Here is a 21,791-nt window from a genome sequence, read left to right on the forward strand (position 1 = left end):
AGCATTATCAATCAATATACTTTATTATATGATCTAAACTTTTAAAGTATGCCGAATAACAAGGAGGAATTTTAAATGTTTAAAGATTTAGAAGGTAAAGTCGTTGTTATTACTGGGTCTGGCAGTGGTATAGGAAAAGCAATGGCAGAACAATTTGGTGAAGAAAAAGCCAATGTCATATTAAACTATCGTTCTGAACGTCATATGGATGCTATCGAGTCCTCAATTAAATTCATAGAGGACGCTGGTGGTAAAGCTATTAAAGTTCAAGCAGATATCTCAAAAGAAGATGATGTTAATCATCTTGTCCAATCTGCCGTTAAACGTTTTGGTACGCTTGACATTATGATTAATAACGCTGGGTTCGAAAAACCTATACCAACTCACGAGATGCCTTTAGAAGAATGGCAAAAAGTGATTGATGTCAACCTAACTGGTGCTTTTTTAGGTTCAAAAGCTGCAGTTAATCAATTTCTTAAAGAAGATAAACAAGGTATTATTATTAATACATCAAGCGTTCACGACAAAATTCCTTGGCCAAACTATGTCAATTATGCCGCGAGTAAAGGCGGGTTAAAATTAATGATGGAAACAATGTCTATGGAATACGCGCAATACGGCATTCGCATTAATAATATCTCACCAGGCGCAATTGTAACTGAACATACAAGAGAAAAATTCTCAGATCCTAAAACACGCGAAGAAACCTTAGAAATGATTCCAGCTAAAGCAATCGGCGAAGCTGATGAAGTAGCTAACGTTGCAAGATTCCTCGCATCTGATTTAGCAAGCTATATTCACGGAACTACCATTTATGTGGATGGCGGAATGACAAACTATCCAGCATTTATGGGAGGTAAAGGTTAACATACCTCCTCGTCTATAACAAACCAACTTATTTAGATTGGCTCAAAAAATAGACAAATCTTACGCAAACATTTGATTTGCGCTAGGTTTGTCTATTTTTGTTTGTATAACATTAATGTGAGGTTGATGAATAGATTTATTAAGTTGTTAAATGATGTAATTTATCTAAAAACGACATCCTAAATATGAGCAGTAGTTACATTAATTTTGTCCCAATGATCGCTTATCTCATCGACTTTATTCCAAAAATTTTTTGAAATAGCAATATTTTCACTAAAATCATAGCATTTGTTAATTACTTTACTATATTTATGCAACCTATAAACTCGCTTGCTATATAATTTCATATATTTTATTGCTTTCATTTTAAATGCAGCAGTAATTGGATACGATGCCTGCAAATACACTAACCGAAAACGACGAGCTATAGCAATGCCTACGGAAAGTATGCATAAAAAACTGCCAACAAAGTCGGAAACTTTGTCGACAGTTAGAACTAACCTATCCAGATTAGTTTAGAAATATTATCTATTTTAATGATTTATACAAATAAAGCTTGATAGATATACAAAATAATAATACTAATTACAATCGTCAAGTTACTGACCATACCTACCAATGGCAACGTCTTATATTTAAACTGAATAGAATAAGGTATGATAGCTACACCAATCGGTAATAACCAAGCAACTTGTAATGTTGTCTTAATCATTTGGTCGTCTACAGGTAACAAGAAATAAACTAATAATCCTGCTAATATGCCTAGACCATAATGCAAGCCTAAATATTTTAAAGCAATAGGTAAAAAGCGCTTATCAATACTAAAATTTAGCATTAAACCAAGTAAAATCATAGATAATGGCATATTAGCGCCTGATAAAACAGAGAAGAAGTTAATTACAGGTTCTGGGAAATGAATATTAAGCATATTTAAAATAAACATGATGATATATGTCATTAAAGGAACAGATTTAAGCAAATTTTTACCTAAATATTTGAAATCAAAATTATCACCAGCACTGCTGAAGTAACTCCCAACAAAATAAGTCACCCCAAACATAATGATGGCACCACCGATATCAGCCATGCCGAAATATATCATACCTGTTTTAGGCCAAATAGCCTCTACAAGAGGATAAGCAAATAAACCAATATTGAGTGATGCCGTCATCATCCCAACAGTGCCACGTATATGATTATCGTATTTTAAGAAAAACCAAATCACAATGACTTTTGCAATAACACCGTATAGTATCATCATAATAGGCAATATAGAAAGCGATAAATCTAAGCTTGCCCCATTTAAATTGACGATTACTAAAGAAGGTAACGTGACATTTAAGACTAAGGTTGAAAAGACTTGACTATCATTAGCTTTAAAGTATTTTATGCGTTTAAGTGTATAGCCTAAGGCAATAAGTAAAATAATAATAATAAATTGTTGGGTCACATAAATCCTTCTTTCATTCAATCATATCATTTTCATTCTATTTTCATACTTTAACATAAGTTACATCTATTTTAGAAGCTTTCGAATCCATGTTATAATTCTAACTATATACTGAAAGCCTATACAAGATAGTGAAGGAGGTAATTAAATGGATTTAAATGATAAGCTAGCAGAACTAAAACATGATTACGTTCGATTACAAGGTGATCTTGAAAAAAGAGAATCCGTTAGTCAATCTGTAGATCCTTTAATTCGACAACTTGAACAAATAGAACAAGAAATGGCAGAAGTACGTTCAGAAATTAGACAAAAAGAAAATAAATAACATCCTAGTAAATAAATATTTTACATGCTAAGATTAAGGACGAACATAGAAAGGATGTAATATATGCAACTGTATCTTATATTTTTGCCCGTGTTATATTTAATCGTAAGCTACATAAGTATATTTAAGATGAACACAATTATTACACGTATTTTACGTATCATTATGGCTTTACTTTTGTTATTCGTTGTAGCTATTACAACATTATCATTCCCCGCTGTAAATTGGTGGGTATTTATCGTGCTATTACTTATCGTAGGTAATGTAGAAATTACAGGCTTTAAAAATAGTAAGAACGACCAGAAAGCTGTACAAATTTTAAATATAATGAGTATTGTTTTATTTGTAATCTATGTCATTTTGACGTTAGTTTTATATTAAAAACACCCATTTTAATGCTGATGTAGCTAAGCTATTTCAGCATTTTTTATTAAATTAAAAGACGGGCGTACGGTATCTACAACTTGATACGGTACGCCCGATTCATATTTTATTAGTTCAATAATTATAATGCATTTCTATGTTGTCCTGCATCAGTTATTTTGATTTATTTTCTTTTTTTAATATTTTGGCTTTTAAAGTAAACAATATTTCATAAATAACTGGCACAACAATTAATGTCAGTAATGTCGAAGATATTAAACCGCCTACAACTGTTGCAGCCATACCTTTGGAAATAATAATAGAACTATCTTCACCAAATAACATTGGTGTTAATGCACCAATCGTTGCTAATGCAGTCATCAGGATTGGTCTGATACGCGTGCCCCCTGCTTCTAATAGCGCTGCTTTCATTTCCATGCCTTGTTGTTGCTTATTGATTACTCTATCGATTAACACAATTGCATTTGTTACCACGATACCAATCAACATTAGCATACCAATCATACTTGGTACAGAAACTGTTTCACCAGTTACAATTAGTGCAACAACAACGCCGATAACTGTATAAGGTAATGAGAATAATATTGTAAATGGTGCCAATGCGCCTTTAAACGTCAACACTAATACTAAATAAACAATAATAATTGCTGCGAGCATTGCCATAGTTAGTTGCGTTACTGCATTATTAATATCTTCATTAGCGCCCCCTACATTAATATCTACATTATCAGGTTTCTCTATTTCATTGACTTTTGAAAGTATTTTTTGAGATGTACCACCAACATCATCACTTGTTACTTTACCGGAAACTTTTGAAGTATAGTCCCCTGCTTTTGTTTCTATTTTGTTCGGTGTGCTTGTCTTCTCTAATTCAGCTATATCACTTAATTCAATTGATTGACCTGTTGGTGTCTGAAGCTCAGTGTTGTTAAGTTTTGCTTCTGTCCAGTCAGTCTCTTTATCTTCTTTAATCTTTACGTCAATCTCTTTACCGCTTTCTTTAACTGTGGTTACACTTTGTTCTGGTGTGTTTTGGTTTAATGTCATAGCTAATTGTGACGCAGATAAACCATAATTTGAAGCTTTATTCTGATCTACTTTGATATTATATTGTTCGTATGTTTTTGTTAAATCAGATTTTACATTTGCCATCCCCTCAATATCTTTCATATCATTCTCAACTTTATTAACCGTATCTTTTATTGCGTCAAGTGATGGTCCTGTTACGGATACTTCTAATTCATTATTTGTGCCGCCACCACTCATATCTTGGTTCGCCCAATCCCCGGGATGCTGATATGTCTCGATATGATTCAAGACTTTATCAGGTTCTTCATCGAAATTAGGGGTGTTAGATTCATATTCCACCATAATCGCCATACTGTTTGAACTACCTGTCGGATCTGTTGGTGTTGCTCCACCAACAGAATATTGTACTGTTTTCACTTTATCTTTATTATTCAAATATTTTTGTACTTGTTCAGCATGTTCTAAGACACCTGCTTCTGTTTCACCTGGCTCTGGTGTATACGTTAATGCCATAAATTTATCTTCACCAGTTGAGATAAAGCTAGTTCCTAGTTTCGCAGCACCTAAGCCCACACTAGCTATTAAAACAACAGTACTTATAAGCATTACTATCCATTTATGCGCGAGTGACCAACGTAATATCTTTTTATAGCCCCTACCTACTATGCCTAAAGATGTTTCTTTTTTCCGTTTTATACCTTTTTTAAAAAATGTAGCACTCAAGGAAGGTACAATCGTAATTGAAACAAGTAACGACGCTAATAAACTAAACGCAATTGCAAGTGCAAATGGCCTAAACATTTCACCTACTGAACCAGTTACAAATGCTAATGGTAGAAATACGATAATCGTAACAATAGTAGAAGACATGATTGGTTTGAAAACTTCTTTTGTTGCACTGATGATTAGCTTATCACCCGTTAATGCCTCTTTTTTGTCTGATAAACGTCTATATATGTTTTCAACTACAACGATTGAATCGTCGATAACACGTCCGATTGCAACTGTCAGCGCACCAAGTGTTAAAATGTTTAATGAAACATTGGCTAATTTCAGCGCAACCATCGCAATAAGTATAGACATAGGTATGGAAACGACTGAAATCGCCGTAGTTCTAATGTTTCTTAAGAATAATAAGATGACAATAATAGCTACAATCGTACCGAGTGCTGCTTTTTCAATCATTGTATACAGTGAATCTTCTATTGGTTTGGCCGTATCCATCACTTTTGTAGCTTTTATATCTTTATTTTCTTTTGTGAATTCATCTATGGCTTTTTTAGTATCATTTGCTACTTGAACAGTGTTTGCATCTTGGGCTTTTGTCACTTGTACATTAATTGCGTCTTTGCCATTTGTTTTAGAAATAGACTCACGTTCCTCACCTACTGAAACACTTGCAATGTCCTGAAGTTTAACTGAAGGTACACTACTATCATTAGCCGCTTCATCCGAATTATTATCAGACGATGGTGTATCAGCTGCTTGTGACGAAAGTTGCGCCTCACCATTTTGAGTTGACTCTCCATCACTTTGTCCTTGGCTACCCATACTTGATGCTGATAATGGGATTTCCAAATTTTGCAACGCTTCTACTGAAGTGAATTGTCCATCGATTACTACCGATTTCTCAGTTTTACCAAATTGGAATAATCCTAACGGGGTTTCACTAGTAGCACTTTTTAAAAATTGTTCCACACTTTCTACAGTCAAACCACTCTGTTGTAATTTATCTTGGTCAAATTTTATTGAAACTTCTCGTGATGTTTGCCCGTTCAATTGTGCATTTTGTACGCCATCAATTGTCTGTAATTTAGGCAATAGTTGGTTATTAACTTTGCTTGTTGTATCTTTAAGATTATTATCATCTGTGGTAAATGAATAGGCTACAATTGGAAAAGCATTCATGGAACTTCTCGTTAACTCTGGTTCTTCAACTTCATCACTGAAGTTAATTTTATCCAATTCCTTTTTTAAATCATTTTCAGCTTTATCCATATTCGTTCCATTTTCATATTCAACAGATACCATAGAAGCATTTTGAATGGATTGAGCATTAACATTTTTTACATTTGCCATGGATCTTATTTGGTCGTCAATCTTATCACTTATATCATCTTTGATCGTTTCAGGCGTAGCTCCTGCCATTGTCGTTTGTACAGTAATTACTGGTGGTTCTACGTCAGGTAATAGTTCAAGTTTCATTTTAGCACTTGAATATACGCCACCTAATATAACCAGTATGACCATAAGGAAGATAGCAAACTTATTTCCCAGTGAAAACTGTAAAAGTTTTTTGATCATATTTTCTTTCTCCTCTACATTATAATTCAGTTTATGTCAGTATATTGTTTTATTATTCAATCATTTGTTTGTATCACTTTAACTTTTAAAATATATGTATACTTTAAAATGCATTTAAAACCCATAAAAAATGCACGTTATAAAGTTTAACTTTCATATTAATACCTTATAACGTGTCTATCTTTATAACATACTCTTCTTAATATTAATTACGTTTTAATTTACGTGAAAGTTTGATTTTCGCTTTCGTCAATTTAGGTTTAAGGTTTTCAATCACTTGGTATAACGGTTTATTTAAAACATAATCAAATTCCCCAATTTTTTCACTTAAATAAGTGCCCCACACTTTCTTAAATGTCCATAGTCCATAGTGGTCTGAATCTTTATCTGGATTATTATCTGTGCCACCAAAATCATATGTAGTCGCGCCATGTTCTCTGGCATATTGCATCATCGCAAATTGCATATGATGGTTTGGTAAGAAATCACGATAATCATTTGAGGAAGCACCGTAAAGATAATATGACTTGTTTCCTGCAAACATAAGTAACGCCCCAGATAAATAGATGCCTTCTGGATGCTTGTCTTCTAGCGCTTCCATTTCATCAATTAGTTCTTGTGTCTTTTTCATTTTATTTTCGGCGTCATTTATTTTATTTAATGTTTTTTTATCTTGCTTTTTCTCAGTTAATTTCACTTTTTCTTCTTCTAATTGTGCTAAATCTTGGCGTAAATCTTTAAGTACTGGTTTAGGTTCTAACTTCACTAAAAATAATTCTGCATCGCCATCAGGATGAAGTGCATCATAAATATTTTGAAAATAACTAACATCTCTTGTTAAAAAGCCATCTCTTTCACCAGTAATTTTCATTAATTCAGCAAATGTTTTTAAACCTTCTCTATCAGAACGCTCTACTTTGGTGCCGCGTTTTAAAGCTAATCTCACTTTTGAGCGATTTCTTCTTTCAAAACTTTGAATTAAGTCATCGTCGTTTTTATCAATAGGTGTTACCATTGTCATTCTTGGTTGAATATAGTCTTTAGAGAGGCCTGCTTTAAATCCTTTATGTTTAAATCCTAATTCTCTTAAATGTCTCAGTGCGTCAGCACCTTTATCCACTTCTACATCTGGGTCTATTTTAATTGTATAAGCTTTTTCTTCTTTAGCTATTTGTACTGCATATTCTAATAATGTTTCTAACGCAAGCTTATTACTATAATCAGTTACAAATCCTCTTGAAATATAACATAGTGTGTATGGCAATTTAGGTATTTTTTTAAATAATAACTGGGCTACGCCTAAAATTTCGCCATTTTCACCGACTGCAATACGTTTCGAGTACCAGCCAGTTAATTTTTTTGTTTCTGCCCATTGTGTTAATTGTAACAAATCTCCTTGTGAGTGTGATTTGACAAACGCATCATGAGCCTGATTTGTGATATTCATCTTTTCCATAAAACTGATATCTCCTTTTACCATTACATACTTTGTTATTATACATTGCTTCACGCATTCTTTCACATCATTTCCTATTCTTTGATATAATAATGTAAATAAAGAAATGAGGTGATTATTATGCGTATCATCATATTAGGACTACTTTTCCTAGTCAATTTAATTTTTGTAATTCAAGCGTTTGGTACATCTTTTAGTATTTCATACCTAAGTTTGAGGATTATATTAGCTGCTTTTACATTTTTATTATCTGTTTATTTATTACTTTTATCTGGTAAAAACAAATTGGCAACTTCCTTAACTATTTTAACACTAATGGTTTCTTTGATACATGTTATTGTTATTGCGCATAGTATATATATCTATATTTATTAATCTGCTTCAACTTTATACTTTAGCCCTCTAATAATCAATGTGTAGGGAGAGGCTGTTTTATTGTCTTTTAATATCACTGCTTTGTAACCAGAATATGCCCCATCATATATTCGATAGACAACATCATCATTTTTTAATTTTAATGTTGTCTCGGTTTCTGAATGACTTACGACTTCCATTCCAAACCATTGTTTCCACTTTTCAGCGGTGTGATTCCTTTCGGTACTGTTTATTTCAATACCTTTTATAGTAAAAGCTTCTTGTCGTAATGGCGCTATCTTTGTTTCTCTCTCTTTTACGCTTTCGCCCCATTGGATAAAAAAGGGCGGCTTCACCCTATAATCAGGATCAGCAATATATAATAACTTCCATGTAGTCTTTTCACCTTTGGTATTTTCTCTATCCATCTCTATGGGGCCGACAACCTCTATATTTTGGGCCTCTAAATTTTCTTTCAATTTAGATATATCCTGTGTTTGAAAGGCTATTGTTTTTAGACCTTGTTGATAATGGTCTTGAACGATTTTCGAAGGAAAAGACACACGTCCTTCTTCACTCTTAATTATTTTTTGTAATGTTTCCGGTTTATAAACGTCTAATAATTCAATATATGCGTTATTTAAATAAGCCAAACGATTATACGTGCCTAATCTATCGTGCTTTCCACCTTGATGTAATGTAAATATGTGGCCTGGGAATTTGAAATTATCTAACTGTTGTACATAATGAACAATATGATCTAATTTTAAATCTTTCATGACTTATCCCCCTATTTCTTCTTTAGCTTTATCTTAACAAATTGTACATGTGTTTACTTCTTATAACTCATTACCTCAATTTAAAATATTACATTTTCCTATCTTTCTATACGAAAACGTTTTCTTTAAAATACGTATTGATTTTTCTCCATAAATAGATTAAAATATAATTTGTTCAAAATTAAGTTAGCTAAGCTAACTATTTCGGAGGCACTCATTCATGGAAAATAAATTTGTATTTGATAATATTATCGCCATTTATAGACCTTATACCAAACTTTTTCAACCTATTTTTGAAGAATTTGAACTCTATCCAGCACAATGGCTGGTATTAAAAGACATTTGTTACAATGCGCCAACCACTCTAGTACAAATTTCAAAACGACGCTCAATTGAAAAACCAACAGCTAGAAAAATTTTAAAAGTACTTTCTGAAAAATCCTTATTAACTGTTGAATCAGGCACAGACAAACGAGAAAAATGGCTCTCACTTTCTCAAGAAGGACAATCACTGTATAACAATATCAGTACTCGTGTAGATAAATTGCAAGACAAAATTATTGAAAACACAGGCTTGTCAACGTCAGAACTTGAACATATTACCAAATCATTACAATCTATTCATGAACAAATTTTAGCAATGGAGGAATTTTAAAATGAACCAAACAGCATCGACGAAGTCACCTATTTGGACAAAGAGTTTTAACATTAATTTTATTACAAACTTTTTAGTTTATTTATGTATGTATTTACTTATTGTTATTATTGCAAGTTATACGAAATCAGAATACCATGCATCAGATAGTATGGCTGGGCTTGTATCTGGTTTATTCATTATTGGATCATTAATAGGCCGCTTTATTACAGGTAAATATGTTAATAAAATCGGTCCTAAGCGCATTTTAATCATCGGTTTAATCTTATTAATTATCACTCAATTATTCTACTTTATCGAAGGCGCTTTAGCAGTGCTTATGTTTACAAGATTAGTTAATGGTATAGCTACTGGCGTTACGACAACTGCTACTGGAACAATCGCGGCATATACCACGCCACCAGAAAGAAAAAGTGAAGGGATTAGCCTATTCTCATTAAGTTTAGTTATTGGAGCTGCAATAGGCCCATTCTTCGGTCTTCTACTTATCAATACATTTCCTATTCAATTATTATTTTTACTATGCTTATTATGTGGTATCGTAAGTTTTATTATTTCATTCTTTATTAAATTGAATATCGATTTAACAAGTGAAGTTGCTATGCCCCAAAATGCTAAGAATAAGAAATTTGATATCAATCATTATATTGCAAAAGAAGCGCTGCCAGTTGCTATTATTATGCTACTTGCAGGATTATCTTATTCATCTATACTGACATTTTTACAATTCTTTGCTCAAGAAATTAATTTAGTTACAATTTCTAGTTATTTCTTTATTTTCTATGCTATTGCTTCTTTAGTTACACGACCAGTAGCTGGAAGAATGATGGACGATAAAAATGAAAATGTTGTAGCTTATCCAGCATTCATCTTTTTAATCCTTACATTCCTAACATTAAGTATCACAAATAATAGTTGGTTACTTATACTTGCAGGATTATTCTTGGGGGCAGGCTACGGGAACATTTCATCATGTATGCAAGCAATCGCGATCAAAGTATCTCCACCAGCAAAATATGGTATTGCGACATCAACTTATTTTATCGGTTTAGACTTGGGTCTTGGATTTGGCCCGTATGTATTAGGTTTCGTAACTTCTGCTGTATCATTCGCACAGCTATACGCTATTATGGCAGTTTTAGTATTGATTACAGGTGTTATTTATTACTTTGTGCACGGTAAAAAAGTAAAACACACTAGTGCATTTTAATATTTGATATAAACGATAAATTACAAAGAGTTCACAGTGTACTTAAATGATATTTTATATATAAATACCCCCTCAAACTTTTCATTTTTCAATGGTTACTTCGAGGGGGTATTCTTATCGGTAGTTTTTATGACCACAAAACGTATGTCATGCTTGAGTTTGCATTCATCATATTCTACGGTTTCAAAAAAACATACAACCAACATTTTATATTGCTTTATAAATAAATCATTTTAAATATCAAAATGCAAATGCCTTTATAGCACTTGGTTAGTCTCAATTAAATGTAGATGGTAAGCCTTTGACTTTTAATTTGCCTGTTAAGCAACTTTTATATTTTCTATTTCCTTAATAATATCATCAATTTGCTTCGCTTGTGCTTCTGTATAATAGTAAAATACTTGCCTTTCATCGGTTTCTGAACGTACCTTTGAAATCAATTCTTTTTTATAAATTTTTCTTATAATAACGTCTATTTTACTCGTGTCCCATAACATTTCAAAATGTAGCGTGTCTCTCAATTCTTTTCCACTAATTTTATTTGCTTCATATACTTTAAATAACACCACAAATTCTTCAATAGACAAACGATGCACTGACTTTAACCAATGCTTCAATTGGCTTAAAGCTCTTTCAGATGTAATATAATATGCTGCTTTACTTTCCATAAATATGGCCTCCTCATGGTTTATTATCATTGTTAGTATTGGCTTTATATAATGAATAAGCTTTTTAAATATTATATAACACTTTCTTCATTAAATCTATTATTTTTAAAGAAACAGATAAATAAATTTTACTATTGGAAAATATTTATATAGTTACATATGATTATAGTAATCATTTTCTATTGTTCGTTATCTTTAATCATTAAAAAATTACTTATGTATAATACATTATCTTGCAAATCTATCATTCCTCACTTTTGAACTTATTTTACATAAAACATGATTTAAAATGATAATAAAAAAAGAGCAGGGAAAAATCAACATTCAAAATTTGATTTCTCTCCTACTCCTATTAAGCTCATAATTAGAATTAATAGCTTCACACATCTTTGTAAAAGACACACTCATCTACCTTGGTTTTAACGCTTTGTATGAATATTTTTATTAACTATTATTATCAAAAACTGGTTGTTTCCATTCGATAACTAGATGTGCTTTGATTGTTATTAGCCACCAATATAATTCATATTTATTTTTTTACGTTTTCTATTGGCCACAGTTTGTGCCGTACGCTCATCTGAATATCTATCATCTCTAATGTTCCATAGCGCTTTAAACTGTTCAAACAGTGCGTCATCTGACACTCCAGAACGCATAAACGATTTTACATTAAATCCATCTACCGTACTAAAAAGGCAACCATAAAACTTACCATCAGATGATAACCTTGCACGTGTACATGTAGAACAGAAAGATTCAGATACACTTGTAATAAGCCCAAATTTAGCGCCATTATCTTTATGACGATAGTATTTTGCAACTTCGCCAAAATACTTAGGCTCAACAGGTTCAATATCAAATGCGGACTCAATCATATTTAACATTTCATCTTTTGTAACTACTTTACTAAAGTCCCAACCATTATCATTTCCGACATCCATAAATTCAATAAAACGTATTTCAATATCTTTATCTTTAAAATATTGTATCATAGGCAAAATTTGGTCGTCGTTCACGCCTTTTTGAACAACAACATTCACTTTCACATGAAATCCTATTGAAACAGCATAATCTATTTGTTGCAAAATCGTAGAAGCCTTAATATTTCGGTTGTTTATAGCTTGGAATACTTTATCGTCAATCGCATCTAGACTTACATTAATACGTCGTAAACCTGCATCATATAAATTTTGACCATGTTTTTTTAATAACAAACCATTTGTGGTTAAACCTATATCTTCTATACCTTCCAATTGATTTAACTCATATATTAATTTATATAAATCTCTTCTTAATAAAGGTTCTCCACCTGTAATCCGTATTTTTTTAACACCTAATCGTGTATAAACTTTAGCGATACGCACCATTTCATCAAACGTGAGTAATTCGTCTTTAGGTAAGAAAACAAAATCATCACCGAAAATTTCTTTCGGCATGCAATAATCACAGCGGAAATTGCAACGATCTGTAACTGACAATCTTAAATCTCGAATTGGACGGCCAAGTTTATCAGTTATTTGTTCTACCATAATATAAGCCCCCTTAGCTATTCATAATGTCATGGTGTAAATCTTCTAAATCTTGTTGATAATTTATATTTTTGTACCAATAATTAGATGAATCTATTTCATGTACATCTAACCAATCACATTTAACTTTAGAATAGACATTTTTAAGGCTATAATCACCTGAATCCAAAGCTGTTTCTATAGTAGGCAGTGTCTGTGGACTATAAAATGCCATCGTAGGGATTGGCATACCCTTTTCTTGGAAACCGGCAATATTGAGTTGGTCTTCAATCAAATGTTCAATCATAAATTGATACAATTTACTTATTGCTTTTTGCGTAATCATGGGTGTATCTACAGATATTACAAAGAAAAGTGTTTCATCTGTATGTTGTCGCATCACTGAATAAATACCAGCCATTGGACCTTTATCTTTGTTTTCAGCATCATCAATAGCAATATTAGGATAATCAAATTGTGGTGCTAATGTTTCATTGGTGCTTATAATAATTTCATTGAACAAGTTTGTTCCTTCTAACACTTCTATAATTCGCTTATAAAACATCTGCGAATTAATTTGTGCAAAAGCTTTTGGTTTACCGAATCTCTCTGATTGTCCTCCGGCAAGTATAATCGCTTTCATTTTCTTATTAACCTCCACTAACTGGTGGTATCAACGCGATAGTGTCATTAGGCTGTACTATGTCATCGCCTTTGACAAATTCCTCATTGACCGCTACTTGAAATTGTTTATCACTGATACCAGGATAACGTTTAAATAAATCTGTCAAAAACTCATCTACAGTAATATCATAACTCAAATCAATGTCTTCTGATGTTTTTGCTAAAATCTCTTTTATTTCTGCAAAATACAACACTTTCATATCTTATCCCCTCCCATTGCATCCTCATGGTAACCATGTTGGTGACCTTGCCATTCAGCGCCATCTTCCCAAATTTCTTTTTTCCAAATCGGCACTACTTCTTTAATTCTTTCAATTGCATATTCATTTGCTTGATAGGCGTCTTTACGATGTGGGGAAGAAACACTTATCAGGACTGCAATATCTGATATTGCTAACGGTCCAATCCTGTGGACTATAGCAGTTTGTGTACCAGGCCATTTTCGTGAAATCTCATCACCTATTTGAGCCAATTTTTTTTCAGCCATAGGGATATAAGCTTCATATTCTAGATACTCGGTCTTAACTCCTTTAGTCCATTCTCGTACATGCCCAGTAAAAATAACCACTGCGCCTTGATGTTCATTGAGTACATATTGACGATATTGCTCTGTTTGTATAGGCACGTTTGTGACTTCAAATTGCTTCATTTAATCCATTCCTTTTACGTTAACAAAAGATAATAACCACTGCTCAAATTTTTGCATCGCTAATGGCTGTTCTATATTAATGTCGTACTTAATATTTGATAATTCACTTAAGTATTTATAATCAATATCATCACGATATACAACTACTTTACTGTATTTTGCTTCTTTAAAACCTTCTACTATAACGATATCATTATCTATTGTAACAGATTTGGCTATAATTTCATCAAGCCTTTGATTTTCGTAACGCGTCACAGTTTGCTGAAAATGATGCCCCTGTACAATACTTTGATCTGCGCCAGCGTTAAAATGTCTCATATGATCAACTGTATTTGTTTGCAATGCAATATCAGAATGCCCTTTGTCCTTGCCACCGTGATGTTTTATGGTTGCCACACGCATACCATGAGATTTTAATATTTCAACCGCATAAGTCATGAGTGTTGTTTTCCCTGAATTTTTATAACCTACAATTTGCAAGATCATAATGTACTATCCAATTCATAAGCTTGAGATTCAGTTAAAATCACATTCACAGTATGCCCTTTTTGGTAGCCTCTTGTACCACTTGGCAACATAATCATCGCGTTACTGTGGGCAATAGCTACAACCGCACCAGATTTGTTGAATCCTGAAGGTCTGACGGTCATTTCTTTACCGTTAAAAGTAACTGTTGCTCGAATAAATCTCGTGAATGGGTTGGGTTTTTTAAAGTCTTCCATGAGTGTCGCTTGGACGATTTGCGGATAAATAGCTTTAGCACCCATCATATGTTGTATTGCAGGTTTAACGTATAATTCAAAACCAGTGAAACAAGCAGAAGGATTGCCAGATAAACCAAATAAATATTTACCATTAGCAACTGCTACTGTCGTTACACTTCCCGGTCTCATTGCAATCTTATTAAACAATACTTCAGCATTGATAGCTTCATAAATCTGTGGCAAATAATCAAAGTCTCCTACAGAAACACCTCCAGTTGTAACCACAATGTCATGATTAGCCAATGCTTGACTTACAACTTCGATACTACTGTCTAAATCATCTTGCTGAATTTTATAAGTGTTAACCTTTAATTCATGTTTTTTTGCCAATGCTGTTATCATTGGTCCATTGGAATTTCGAATTTTTCCAGGTTCTAACGCATCACTGACTTCTAACAATTCACTACCGGTCGCAATAATGGCGACGCTAGGTTTTTCATAAACTGGGACTTGTGTATAACCATATGTCGCTAAAACAGCTATAGCGCCTGGATTAATCTGTTGCCCTTTTTCTAACACTACATCTCCGACTTGTGTTTCTTCACCTTTTAATGAAACATTCTCATTTACGTTAAACGATTTCCTTATTGAAAACTCCTGATTACCTTCTATCGTTTGCTCAAGCATCACAATTGCGTCAGCGCCTTTAGGTATTTCTGCACCTGTCATAATACGCACTGCTTCAAACTCACCAACTTTTTTATTTGAAACCGAACCTGCGCCTATGTGATCAATAACTTGGAATGTAATCCGATTATCACCACTTGCGCCTTCTGTATCAATACTTCTTAACGCAAAACCATCGTACGGCGATTTATGAAATCTTGGTATCTCATGTGTAGCCACAATATCTTCAGCTAAAATGTGATTTAAGCTGTCCTCTAAAGCTAATGTTTTTACATCCATAAAAATAGCTTGATTAACCACACGTTTAATGGCTTCACTCACTGGAATTGGATTTCTTTTCTCAACAGACATCACAATCTACTCCTTATAATTTATAATTTCGTGATATACTAGAACTCGATTAGGAGGGATATTTTGACTGAATTCACACATATTAATGAACAAGGTAATGCAAAAATGGTAGACGTTTCTGATAAAAATATAACAAAACGTTCTGCTATTGCGCACTCAAGCATTACTGTAAATTCAGATATTTATCAACAAATCGTTGATCATACGAACCAAAAAGGCAATGTACTCAACACCGCTCAAATCGCTGGTATTATGGCGGCTAAAAATACTTCAGATATTATACCGATGTGTCATCCACTACCTCTAACTGGCATTGATGTCACTTTTGACTGGCAAGCAAACAAACAAACTTACACACTCAATATCCAGGCTACCGTGTCTACTACTGGAAAGACTGGTGTGGAAATGGAAGCACTTACGGCAGCTTCAGCTGTGGCGCTTACTGTATATGATATGACAAAAGCTTTAGATAAAGGAATGGTCATCGGCGAAACTTATCTTCTTTCTAAAACTGGTGGCAAATCAGGTGATTATAAAAGATAATCATTAGCATCTCATATTATATAAAAATAGCATTCGAGACATCAAAGATAACTTCATCTCAAATATAGTACGGCCACTAGAAGATGACAGAAACAAAAGCAAGCTTATATTAAACACTTTCTCTAGTCATGGTTTTATGATTGCCGGGGCGAGACAATGAAAGCATTTTATAATGATGCTCCATGTCCCGCCCTATTTTATTTAGTAATTTCTTGTACTAAATGGTTTAATTCTGGTTTGATTAGTTTGTTTAAAGCTAATTTTACGGCACCAGTAGAGCCAGGTATACTAAAAATTAATTTGTCATTCACAGTGCCTGCAATCGCACGAGACAACAAGGCACGCGTACCTACATCTTCGGTGTAGCTAAGGTATCTAAACAATTCTCCGAAACCTTCTATTTCTTTTGTGATCAAACTTGAGACCGCTTCAATCGTAACATCTCGTTGTGCGATACCAGTACCACCTGTAGTGATCACAACATCAATATCTTCTAATAACCAACGCTCTATTTGTTGGATGATAGCTGTTTGTTCATCTTCCACAATTTTATAATGCGCTTTTGAAATAGTAACGTTTAAAGAAGATAGTAGCTCTATAACTAATCTACCACCTTTATCTGTTTCATAATCTCTTGTATCAGAAACCGTTAACACAGCGCATTTAATATCTCTATCTAGCTTTACATTAGTATGCATAATGCCTCACCTCTACCCAAATAATTGATTAATTAAGTTAATAGCTTGTTGTGGTTTGGTCATACCGTGAATCAACATTCTACCACCTTTAAAGCTAACAATTCTGTGCTTTTTATATTCAAAATGTAACATATATGGATTACGTTTATAAGGTATAGCTTGGTGTATTAAAAACGTTTCCAACATTTCCTGGGAAATATCTGAATTCTCATACTGTACTGTATCTCTCCCACATAAACTTGCAAACTGTCTTTCAGTCGCATTGAGGTGTGGGTAGGTAGGCTGGGAGCCACAAGTTGGACATGATGCATTATAAAGTTTACTAAAGCCAAATGTAAAATGGGTACCTTCCCAAATATCTCCGTACGTCAATTTTGGTGTGGTCGCTTCCCCAATCAATATCTTTAGCGCATCTCGTAATTGCAAACTTGTTGTCATAGTAACTGCAGGTTGGATGACCCCGACAGTATCGCAAGTCATATTAATGACTGGTAATTGTGGCATTAGACAATTGAAACAAGGCGTTTTATCAGGTATAAATGTAGCTTCTACATAAGTGCTCTGTACCACACCACCATAAATCCAAGGAATAGTCGCTTTATAAGCAAAATCATTAACCAATTGTCTTGTTTCAAAATTATCCGTTGCGTCTAAAATAAGTTGTACATCTTGAGCATATGTTTCTAAAAATAGCCTATCTACATGTTCAATATATGGATTTAACTTCAAATCTTGACGTATCGCCATTAAATTACGCTCGGCAGCAATTACTTTAGGTAAGCGCTCTTGTGCATCCATTTCTGTAAACATTGTTTGTCGTTGCAAATTACTATATTCAATATAGTCTCTATCTACTATCGTTAACTCACCTACACCAGCTCTCGCTAAACCTTCAGCAAGATGTGTACCTAGAGCACCCATCCCCACAATTAATACATGCGCATTCATAATTTTTTCTTGCCCATTAGAACCTATATGTTTAAATAACATCTGTCTTGAATAACGTGCTTCATTCACGATGACATCCCTCACTTTGCGTCGTTATTTCTATTATAAATCTTGGATTACTTTGTAACAACGGTTTGAGTGCATTATTCGAAAAACGAGCGTATTCCCTATGTTTAAATTAAAATAGATTAATGTGTCTCTAATGCAATCATAAACTAGCACCAGTACTTAGTTATTAAAATATTATGTAGATTAGTAGTGCTTCTACAAGTATTTAAATGATTGTATTTGTTTGCCCAATCTGATCTTTCTTAGAATTACAACGGTGTCTGATTAGAAAGATTAAATGCTGGTTTATGCTTAATCATTTTCACTGTTATCACTTCAAACTTTAATTTTCAAACCGTCATAAGCAATTGTCGATGAGATCCCCGCTTCGCTTAACTGTCGTTCTAATTTTTTCGCTTGTAATTGAGTTAAACTTTCTGTTGCTTCAATATGCGTGAAATATGTATGTTTAGCGTTGATGTTTTTAGCAATTTCCACACATTCTTCAAACGTAGCTTCGCCTAATGTACTTAACATACCTTCCTCATGAATTCGCTCTTTTGTAACAGGGTTTACTTCATTACTACCAAAAGGTAAGATAGCTACATCTACATCCTTTACTTTATTAATCGGTTGAAAACCTTTGATTTCATCTGGGATTATGAGTAGTCGTTTGGTAGGTGTAGTTATATAAAAACCAAAAGCAATTTTTTCTGATAATTGAATCCATTCAATCGTTGTATCTTTAATCGTAATCTTTGCATTATTACTTACAATTTTTAATTCAACAACCCCTATTTGTTGTAAATACAACAAATGATTCCAATGCCCAAAATATGTTTTAAAATCTTCTACTTCTTGCGATGTTAAATATATTGTTGTGACTTTCGATTGGGGTATTGTGTTCACAAAATCAAAATTAAGTGTTTCCCAAATTCTAAGACCCATTGTATGATCTGGATGCCAATGTGAATATATACCATATTTAATATCGGCTATTTTTGCTTGTCTTAACTGATAAAATATATCTTCTGAACTATCAATTAAAAGTTTCAAATCGTGAATAAAAAGACCAGGACCGGTTCGTATAGGCGCATCTTTATGTTGTGAAACTGAATCAAAAAGTGAAGGCACGCCTCCCGCAGTTCCTAAAAATTCTACAATCATTATAAAAGGTCTCCTTGCTATAAAATTATGCTTATTATATACACTTATCACACCAATATTCAAACTTCTAATCTAAAAAGAGCAGAAACAAAACCAAATTTAGATTTGATTTTAATTCCCACCTTTTTAAATAGAAGCTATATTTTAAAAGTTATTTATAGACATGGCTTCACATACCATTTATTTCCAATTTTTATACATAATATCATTTTAAACTTTTAAACTTCACACTATAATATCACTCGATATTGATAACTTCATGTGCTAGCCGTGCTGCTTCATAATTAGAATGCGTAACAAAAATGATTGGAATTTGCCATAACTTAAAAATGCGTTTAACGAGTGAAATACTCTCTTCTTTAGTCGTATCATCTAAACTAGAAAATGGCTCGTCTAATAATATTAAATCTGGTTTAGTACTTAGTGTTCTAGCTAACGCTACACGTTGAGATTCACCGCCCGAGAGCCGAATTGGAAATTTAGTTTTCAAATGTTCAATATTTAATTGAGTAATTAAAGTATCAATATGATCAGAAGGTTCTGCCATAAATGTAATATTTTGAAAGACGTTCATATGCGGAAATAACTGATAATCTTGAAATAGATAACCTATATTACGATTTTGAATTTTTACATCAATATGATTGATTGTGTCTGTCAGAGTATGATTATTTATGCTTATTAGGGCTTGATCTGGTTTTCGTAAACCTGCTAGCATATTTAATATTGTCGTTTTACCGATGCCTGAAGGGCCCTTAATTGCATAAATTTTAGGTTCAGCATCTTCAATTTTAATTCGGAGTTGTGTTTGATTTAGTAAATGCTTTAAATCTATTGTTAACATTAACGCACCTCTCGATAAACATCTTTATTTAACACATTAATTGTACCGATTACAGTTACAGCAAATGCTACCAACACTAATACCCAGAGCCATGCTTGATTCTCTTTTCCTTGTTCCACTAAGAAATATATCTCTAATGGTAATGTATTAGTCTTATTAGGAATATATCCCGCCACCATTAACGTAGCACCAAATTCACCTATTGCACGCGCAAAACTCATCATGATGCCTGATAATATAGGTCTTTTAGACAATGGAAGAATAATTTCAAAAAATATTTTCCGCTCACTTGCCCCCATTGTTCTAGCCGTATTCAACATCTTGTTATCAATACTCCGGAAGCCTTGTACAGTATGCTGATACATTAATGGGAAACTAACGATAATCGACGCCAACACTGCTCCAGTTAATGTAAATACGACTGGCAAATGTAATATATCCGTAAAAAATGAACCAATTATACTTCGTGGAGAAAACACTATTAATAAGATAAATCCCATAACTGTCGGAGGTAAAACAATGGGTAAAACAATCATACTTTCTAGTAATCTAGCAATAAAACCATGACGTTTATACAACCATCTTGATATAACAATACCTAAAATTGTAACGATGATCGTACTAATAATTGCTACTCTTAACGATATCCAAAATGGTGTGACATCTGGCATTTATAAGACCTCCTAAGCATTGAATTTATATTTTTTTAAAATTTCTTTTGCTTCGTCTGTTTTTAAGAACTTAACCCATTCTTTAGCTAAGTTTTTATCTGAAGTTGTAGCTGATTTATATGTAATTGGATTTTTTAGGTTTGCAGTTTCAATTTCTTTCACTTTACTTTTTCCATTTTGCTGACTTTGGTATAAATCTGTTTTATAAACATACCCTAATTGAGCATTGCCTTTTTCTACATAATTCAATACTTGTCGCACGTCTTTTGCAAAAACTAAATGCGGTTTTACATCATTAAAAAGTTGATTATCTTTTAAATATTGCTCAGCATATTTCCCTGCAGGAACTGACTTAACTTCACCAATAGCTAACTTATCATCATCTTTTAAATCTTTCACGCTTTGATAGTCGCTATCTTCAGCGCCAATTAATACTAAAGTATTTTTGGCATATTGATATTTATTTTGAGCTTTTTCTCCTAAAGCATCAACATCTTTTGTATTCGCAGACATAAAAACATCAACAGGCGCCCCCTTTTCTATTTGTTGTCTTAAAGCACCTGATCCACCATAATTAAATGTAATATGTGCATCTTTATGCTCTTTTTTGAACGCTTTTTCTAAATCTTTAGTTGCATCCGTCAAACTAGCTGCGGCTGCAATATGTAGTTCGTGTTTGGCATCGTTGCTATTAGATTTTTGCTCATCATGATTACCTTCAGTATTGGAACATCCTGCTATCATGAGACACATCATAATACATGCAAAAATGATATATTTACCTTTTATTTGCATTTAATCTCCTCCT

Annotated in this window: 24 protein-coding genes; 7 read left to right on the forward strand and 17 right to left on the reverse strand. The window is 33.0% G+C overall.

Annotated elements, in window-relative coordinates; all coding sequences use genetic code 11:
• The first annotated feature begins 75 nt into the window (after window positions 1-75).
• On the forward strand, window positions 76-867 hold the full coding sequence (locus IEU88_RS00330) for a glucose 1-dehydrogenase (protein WP_103372524.1): 792 nt from the start codon (window positions 76-78) through the stop codon (window positions 865-867).
• A gap of 541 nt (window positions 868-1,408) precedes the next feature.
• Here the strand turns inward: IEU88_RS00330 and IEU88_RS00335 are convergent.
• Complete coding sequence (locus tag IEU88_RS00335) at window positions 1,409-2,317, reverse strand: AEC family transporter (RefSeq protein ID WP_103372522.1); 909 nt, start codon at window positions 2,315-2,317, stop codon at window positions 1,409-1,411.
• A gap of 148 nt (window positions 2,318-2,465) precedes the next feature.
• On the opposite strand from IEU88_RS00335, the gene IEU88_RS00340 reads away from it, so the two are divergent.
• A complete protein-coding gene (locus tag IEU88_RS00340; RefSeq protein WP_096808672.1) occupies window positions 2,466-2,642 on the forward strand; it encodes an SE1832 family protein in 177 nt (58 codons plus the stop codon).
• Window positions 2,643-2,705: 63 nt separating this feature from the next.
• Window positions 2,706-3,023 (forward strand): membrane stabilizing protein MspA, encoded by a 318-nt coding sequence (gene mspA / locus IEU88_RS00345; RefSeq protein ID WP_096808671.1) that lies wholly within the window; start codon window positions 2,706-2,708, stop codon window positions 3,021-3,023.
• Window positions 3,024-3,179: 156 nt separating this feature from the next.
• On the opposite strand, the gene IEU88_RS00350 is transcribed toward mspA, so the two are convergent.
• Both IEU88_RS00350 and IEU88_RS00355 read right to left on the reverse strand, forming a co-directional pair.
• Window positions 3,180-6,359 carry an efflux RND transporter permease subunit gene (locus IEU88_RS00350; protein ID WP_103372521.1) on the reverse strand — a complete coding sequence of 1,060 codons (3,180 nt, stop codon included), beginning with the start codon at window positions 6,357-6,359 and terminating at the stop codon, window positions 3,180-3,182.
• A 205-nt stretch (window positions 6,360-6,564) separates the two neighbouring features.
• The gene (locus IEU88_RS00355; protein ID WP_103372520.1) at window positions 6,565-7,815 is read right to left on the reverse strand and encodes a lipid II:glycine glycyltransferase FemX; all 1,251 of its coding nucleotides are present in this window, start codon (window positions 7,813-7,815) and stop codon (window positions 6,565-6,567) included.
• Between the two features lie 120 nt (window positions 7,816-7,935).
• Between IEU88_RS00355 and IEU88_RS00360 the strand changes: the two genes are divergently transcribed.
• On the forward strand, window positions 7,936-8,190 hold the full coding sequence (locus tag IEU88_RS00360; protein ID WP_103372519.1) for a hypothetical protein: 255 nt from the start codon (window positions 7,936-7,938) through the stop codon (window positions 8,188-8,190).
• On the opposite strand, the gene IEU88_RS00365 is transcribed toward IEU88_RS00360, so the two are convergent.
• The gene (locus IEU88_RS00365; RefSeq protein ID WP_103372518.1) at window positions 8,187-8,948 is read right to left on the reverse strand and encodes a VOC family protein; all 762 of its coding nucleotides are present in this window, start codon (window positions 8,946-8,948) and stop codon (window positions 8,187-8,189) included. The two genes, IEU88_RS00360 and IEU88_RS00365, sit on opposite strands and share 4 nt — an antisense overlap.
• Window positions 8,949-9,168: 220 nt before the next feature.
• Between IEU88_RS00365 and IEU88_RS00370 the strand changes: the two genes are divergently transcribed.
• Window positions 9,169-9,603 carry a MarR family winged helix-turn-helix transcriptional regulator gene (locus IEU88_RS00370; protein WP_096808666.1) on the forward strand — a complete coding sequence of 145 codons (435 nt, stop codon included), beginning with the start codon at window positions 9,169-9,171 and terminating at the stop codon, window positions 9,601-9,603.
• Between the two features lies 1 nt (window position 9,604).
• Complete coding sequence (locus IEU88_RS00375) at window positions 9,605-10,813, forward strand: MFS transporter (protein ID WP_103372517.1); 1,209 nt, start codon at window positions 9,605-9,607, stop codon at window positions 10,811-10,813.
• A gap of 320 nt (window positions 10,814-11,133) precedes the next feature.
• Here the strand turns inward: IEU88_RS00375 and IEU88_RS00380 are convergent, their stop codons facing one another.
• From IEU88_RS00380 to IEU88_RS00410, 7 genes are all read right to left on the reverse strand, one after another.
• Window positions 11,134-11,481 (reverse strand): transcriptional regulator, SarA/Rot family, encoded by a 348-nt coding sequence (locus IEU88_RS00380; protein WP_096808664.1) that lies wholly within the window; start codon window positions 11,479-11,481, stop codon window positions 11,134-11,136.
• 506 nt (window positions 11,482-11,987) lie between these two features.
• The gene (moaA, locus tag IEU88_RS00385; protein ID WP_096808663.1) at window positions 11,988-13,010 is read right to left on the reverse strand and encodes a GTP 3',8-cyclase MoaA; all 1,023 of its coding nucleotides are present in this window, start codon (window positions 13,008-13,010) and stop codon (window positions 11,988-11,990) included.
• A 13-nt stretch (window positions 13,011-13,023) separates the two neighbouring features.
• A complete protein-coding gene (mobA, locus tag IEU88_RS00390; RefSeq protein WP_103372516.1) occupies window positions 13,024-13,632 on the reverse strand; it encodes a molybdenum cofactor guanylyltransferase MobA in 609 nt (202 codons plus the stop codon).
• Window positions 13,633-13,639: 7 nt separating this feature from the next.
• Window positions 13,640-13,873 carry a molybdopterin converting factor subunit 1 gene (gene moaD / locus IEU88_RS00395; protein WP_096808661.1) on the reverse strand — a complete coding sequence of 78 codons (234 nt, stop codon included), beginning with the start codon at window positions 13,871-13,873 and terminating at the stop codon, window positions 13,640-13,642.
• On the reverse strand, window positions 13,870-14,322 hold the full coding sequence (locus tag IEU88_RS00400; protein WP_103372515.1) for a molybdenum cofactor biosynthesis protein MoaE: 453 nt from the start codon (window positions 14,320-14,322) through the stop codon (window positions 13,870-13,872). Before IEU88_RS00400 ends, moaD begins: the two co-directional genes overlap by 4 nt.
• Entirely contained in the window at window positions 14,323-14,808 is a 486-nt protein-coding gene (gene mobB / locus IEU88_RS00405; protein ID WP_096823767.1) for a molybdopterin-guanine dinucleotide biosynthesis protein B, read from the reverse strand.
• Window positions 14,805-16,064: a molybdopterin molybdotransferase MoeA gene (locus IEU88_RS00410; RefSeq protein ID WP_103372514.1), complete on the reverse strand. Its 1,260-nt coding sequence runs from the start codon at window positions 16,062-16,064 to the stop codon at window positions 14,805-14,807. Before IEU88_RS00410 ends, mobB begins: the two co-directional genes overlap by 4 nt.
• Window positions 16,065-16,127: 63 nt before the next feature.
• Between IEU88_RS00410 and moaC the strand changes: the two genes are divergently transcribed.
• A complete protein-coding gene (moaC, locus tag IEU88_RS00415; RefSeq protein ID WP_096808657.1) occupies window positions 16,128-16,607 on the forward strand; it encodes a cyclic pyranopterin monophosphate synthase MoaC in 480 nt (159 codons plus the stop codon).
• Between the two features lie 197 nt (window positions 16,608-16,804).
• Here moaC and IEU88_RS00420 read toward each other — a convergent pair whose 3' ends face one another.
• The 6 genes from IEU88_RS00420 to modA form a co-directional block, all read right to left on the reverse strand.
• Complete coding sequence (locus tag IEU88_RS00420; RefSeq protein WP_096808656.1) at window positions 16,805-17,305, reverse strand: MogA/MoaB family molybdenum cofactor biosynthesis protein; 501 nt, start codon at window positions 17,303-17,305, stop codon at window positions 16,805-16,807.
• Between the two features lie 12 nt (window positions 17,306-17,317).
• Window positions 17,318-18,322 (reverse strand): ThiF family adenylyltransferase, encoded by a 1,005-nt coding sequence (locus IEU88_RS00425; protein WP_096823766.1) that lies wholly within the window; start codon window positions 18,320-18,322, stop codon window positions 17,318-17,320.
• A 315-nt stretch (window positions 18,323-18,637) separates the two neighbouring features.
• On the reverse strand, window positions 18,638-19,468 hold the full coding sequence (locus tag IEU88_RS00430) for an MBL fold metallo-hydrolase (protein WP_103372513.1): 831 nt from the start codon (window positions 19,466-19,468) through the stop codon (window positions 18,638-18,640).
• A gap of 238 nt (window positions 19,469-19,706) precedes the next feature.
• A complete protein-coding gene (locus tag IEU88_RS00435) occupies window positions 19,707-20,312 on the reverse strand; it encodes an ATP-binding cassette domain-containing protein (RefSeq protein ID WP_103372512.1) in 606 nt (201 codons plus the stop codon).
• The gene (gene modB, locus IEU88_RS00440; protein WP_096808652.1) at window positions 20,312-20,983 is read right to left on the reverse strand and encodes a molybdate ABC transporter permease subunit; all 672 of its coding nucleotides are present in this window, start codon (window positions 20,981-20,983) and stop codon (window positions 20,312-20,314) included. The genes IEU88_RS00435 and modB overlap by 1 nt, the downstream gene beginning before the upstream one ends.
• 12 nt (window positions 20,984-20,995) lie before the next feature.
• Window positions 20,996-21,772, reverse strand: a complete 777-nt coding sequence (modA, locus tag IEU88_RS00445) for a molybdate ABC transporter substrate-binding protein (RefSeq protein ID WP_103372526.1) — start codon at window positions 21,770-21,772, stop codon at window positions 20,996-20,998.
• Window positions 21,773-21,791 lie beyond the last annotated feature (19 nt).

This window comes from Staphylococcus nepalensis (assembly GCF_014635045.1).
Classification (GTDB): domain Bacteria; phylum Bacillota; class Bacilli; order Staphylococcales; family Staphylococcaceae; genus Staphylococcus; species Staphylococcus nepalensis.